The organism is uncultured Thiodictyon sp. (genome assembly GCF_903828115.1).
Taxonomy (GTDB): domain Bacteria; phylum Pseudomonadota; class Gammaproteobacteria; order Chromatiales; family Chromatiaceae; genus Thiodictyon.
The window spans coordinates 1-2,135 of record NZ_CAIKKU010000742.1 but is presented as its reverse complement, the minus strand read 5'-3'; the positions used below and the strand labels follow the sequence as shown (position 1 = coordinate 2,135).

Here is a 2,135-nt window from a genome sequence, read left to right as displayed (position 1 = left end):
GTCGTCGACCGCGCGATCCATCAGCGTCTTCAGTTGCTCGCGCGCCTGGCTGTAGGTGGTTTCGATCATGGCGAAGCCCGGGGTGAATTGGACAGGAAGTCTGTACATTATAGCGAGTTCCGGGGACAGCGGGAAAAGGGCCACAGGGGTCAGGGGCGAATGGCACTCAGTTAAGGGTGAGACCTTAAGATATCAGTGGTTTGCACTGGCCGGTCGGAGTCAGGATCCTGACTTCTCAGAAGCGGCACGCCTGGCGTTCTTGCATCCAGGCTGCGCGGATGGGCGGCGAGCCACGACCGTGCGCTGGCCGGGGCGAACCCGCGGGTCGCCGCCATCAATCTGGTCGCCCCGGAGGACGATCCGGTCGCCCTGCGCGATTACGACCTGCATATGCGCATGGTGGCATTCTTCTCCCGGCGGGCACCCAAGGTGAGGATTGCCCTGCACGCCGGTGAATTGACCCTGGGGCTGGTGCCGCCGGAGCGTCTGCGCACCCATATCCGCGAGGCAGTGACGGTCGCCGGGGCCGAGCGGATCGGCCACGGGGTCGCTATCGGCTATGAAGATTCGGCGTTTCAGACGCTCAGGGTCATGGCGGACCGGGACACGGCCGTGGAGGTCTGTCTGACCAGCAACGACCTCATCCTGGGGGTGAAAGGCCAGGATCATCCCTTCCCCGATTACCTGGCCGCGGGGGTCCCGGTGGTCTTGGTATCCGACGATGCCGGGGTGTCGCGGATCGATCTGACCAACGAGTATCTGCGCGCCGTCAGGGACTACGGTCTCTCCTATGCGCAGATCAAGCAACTCTCGCGCAACGGCCTGACCTACAGCTTCCTTTCGGGCGCGAGCCTGTGGCGCGACCCGGCGAACGCCGCGCCCGTCGCCGCCTGCGCGCACGATGAACCCGGGAGCGTTACACCCTCGGCGGTCTGCCGCAACTGGCTCGCCGGGAGCGCAAAGGCCAGTCGGCAGTGGGCATTGGAGGCGGCCTTTCAGGCCTTCGAGCGCGCGGATGACTGGGCGGCGGGTCGTTAGTGCGGGACGGCGGAGATCCCGTTAGCCTTCCCGGTTGTAACCGTTGTCGTGGAGGTGAACTCCGGATCATTTCGTACCCATGCCACAGACCGGAGGTCGAGGCTTCAGCCGGACGCGGCGCCGCCCGCTAAAGCGTCGACCTCCGGTCGAGTCGCCTCGCTCACCGCCGGTCGAGCCTTCGGTCGTCCGTCTCGGTCAGACTTGGCTGCACCGCTTCCCCCAACGCGGCCAGCCAAGCCGCGCTGTCGGGACTGTCGATCACCGCGTCGGCGAGCGTCAGCAGCCGATCGAATTCGTCGATCCGCTCCATGAGCGGTCGGCTGTCGGCGGCGACCGCCGCCCCGAAGCGTTTCTCGACTTGAAGCAACAGCATGTTGTAACTGCCCTGCAACGCTTTGCGGCGCGCGCGTTGCCGCGTCTCCTGCGGGTCGGGCCGCTCGCGGAATTGCCAGAAGCGATCCGCGGGCATCGCGTAGTCGCGCTGTATTGTCTCCAACGCTGCTATTGCGATGTCCGCTTCGCGGATGGTCTCGCGCAGCCTGTGAAGCTGCTCGCGCCGCCACTCGTCGTCGTTTTTCGGGTCCGCGGCCGTCAGCAGGTTCGAGCCGGCGCGGTCGCACAGCTCGATGCTGATCCGCTCGATTCGGAATGGATCGTCCGGGTGGATCCAGAAAAAGAGCCGGTATTGATAAGAGATTTCCCAGTGGGGGTCCCAGTCGCCGGCCAGAGAGCCCATGTCGGCACCGCGCGTCGGCTGGGTGAGGTACTGCAACCAGCCCAGCAGATCGAGCCGCAGCCCGTAGTTTCGCCAGGGACGGAGATAACGTGCCGTGGCAATGAAACGTCTGACCTGCTCCAACAAGGGATCGGGATGCGGCGCAATCTCGAACGGCTCGGCTGCCAACGCCTCCTCGAGGGCGTAGCACAAATGAAAATCCGCGCGCTTCTCCGGTGGATCGATGCGTCGCCAGCGGTTGTGCTCGATCCACTCCGCGGCGCGTTGCAGCAGAAACAGAAAGGCCCCGGTGGCGAACTGCGGCGGCAGTTCCGGGTGCAGCTCGCCCAACTGATCGCGCAGCAGGCGGTCGAGCCATTCG

1 protein-coding gene and 1 pseudogene are annotated in these 2,135 nt (G+C 65.3%); one reads left to right on the top strand and one right to left on the bottom strand.

The features are described 5' to 3' along the window. The first annotated feature begins 270 nt into the window (after positions 1–270). Positions 271–1,038: a hypothetical protein gene (locus QZY48_RS27440; protein ID WP_366929795.1), complete on the top strand. Its 768-nt coding sequence runs from the start codon at positions 271–273 to the stop codon at positions 1,036–1,038. 160 nt (positions 1,039–1,198) lie between these two features. Here the strand turns inward: QZY48_RS27440 and QZY48_RS27435 are convergent. Then, positions 1,199–2,135: pseudogene (locus QZY48_RS27435) on the bottom strand (hypothetical protein); the annotation flags it as partial.